Consider the following 1,650-nt stretch of genomic DNA (forward strand, 5'->3'; position numbering starts at 1 on the left):
AATCAAGGTAAGAATCTAGCGACTCGAAAAAAATTAACACGATTCACAAAGTTGATTTTCTTATTGAGAGAATTTAGCTAAGTGATCAAAACTCATTTACAATGGAGAGTTTGATCCTGGCTCAGGATGAACGCTAGCGGCAGGCTTAATACATGCAAGTCGAGGGGCAGCGCAGTGTAGCAATACATGGGCGGCGACCGGCAAACGGGTGCGGAACACGTACGCAACCTTCCTTTAAGTGAGGGATAGCTTTCGGAAACGAAAATTAATACCTCGTAAAATCGTGGTGTGGCATCACACTATGATTAAAGCTCCGGCGCTTAAAGATGGGCGTGCGCCTGATTAGGTAGTTGGCGGAGTAACAGCCCACCAAGCCTACGATCAGTAACTGGTGTGAGAGCACGACCAGTCACACGGGCACTGAGACACGGGCCCGACTCCTACGGGAGGCAGCAGTAAGGAATATTGGTCAATGGACGCAAGTCTGAACCAGCCATGCCGCGTGGAGGATGAAGGTCCTCTGGATTGTAAACTTCTTTTATCGGAGAAGAAACCCCAACATTCTTGTTGGGTTGACGGTACCCGATGAATAAGCACCGGCTAACTCCGTGCCAGCAGCCGCGGTAATACGGAGGGTGCAAGCGTTATCCGGATTCACTGGGTTTAAAGGGAGCGTAGGTGGGCTGGTAAGTCAGTGGTGAAATCTCCGGGCTTAACTCGGAAACTGCCGTTGATACTATCAGTCTTGAATATTGTGGAGGTAAGCGGAATATGTCATGTAGCGGTGAAATGCTTAGATATGACATAGAACACCGATAGCGAAGGCAGCTTGCTACACAATTATTGACACTGAGGCTCGAAAGCGTGGGGATCAAACAGGATTAGATACCCTGGTAGTCCACGCCCTAAACGATGGATACTCGACATACGCGATACACAGTGTGTGTCTGAGCGAAAGCATTAAGTATCCCACCTGGGAAGTACGACCGCAAGGTTGAAACTCAAAGGAATTGGCGGGGGTCCGCACAAGCGGTGGAGCATGTGGTTTAATTCGATGATACGCGAGGAACCTTACCTGGGCTAGAATGCATTTTGACCGTGGGTGAAAGCTCACTTTGTAGCAATACACAATTTGTAAGGTGCTGCATGGCTGTCGTCAGCTCGTGCCGTGAGGTGTTGGGTTAAGTCCCGCAACGAGCGCAACCCCCATCATTAGTTGCCATCAGGTAAAGCTGGGAACTCTAATGAAACTGCCGTCGTAAGACGCGAGGAAGGAGGGGATGATGTCAAGTCATCATGGCCTTTATGCCCAGGGCTACACACGTGCTACAATGGAAGGGACAAAGAGCTGCCACTTGGCAACAAGGCGCTAATCTCAAAAACCCTTTCTCAGTTCAGATTGGAGTCTGCAACTCGACTCCATGAAGCTGGAATCGCTAGTAATCGTATATCAGCAATGATACGGTGAATACGTTCCCGGACCTTGCACACACCGCCCGTCAAGCCATGGAAGCTGGGTGTACCTAAAGTCGGTAACCGCAAGGAGCCGCCTAGGGTAAAACTAGTGACTGGGGCTAAGTCGTAACAAGGTAGCCGTATCGGAAGGTGCGGCTGGAATACCTCCTTTTTAGAGACGTCGCTCAGATAACA

The 1,650-nt window shown here is 49.8% G+C and carries 1 rRNA gene; it reads left to right on the top strand.

Going from position 1 to position 1,650, the window contains the following annotated elements:
• Positions 1–98: 98 nt before the first annotated feature.
• Positions 99–1,627: ribosomal RNA gene (locus J7I42_RS34995) — 16S ribosomal RNA — on the top strand.
• Positions 1,628–1,650: the final 23 nt, after the last annotated feature.

The organism is Niastella soli (genome assembly GCF_017742245.1).
In the GTDB taxonomy this organism is placed as follows: Bacteria; Bacteroidota; Bacteroidia; order Chitinophagales; family Chitinophagaceae; genus Niastella; species Niastella soli.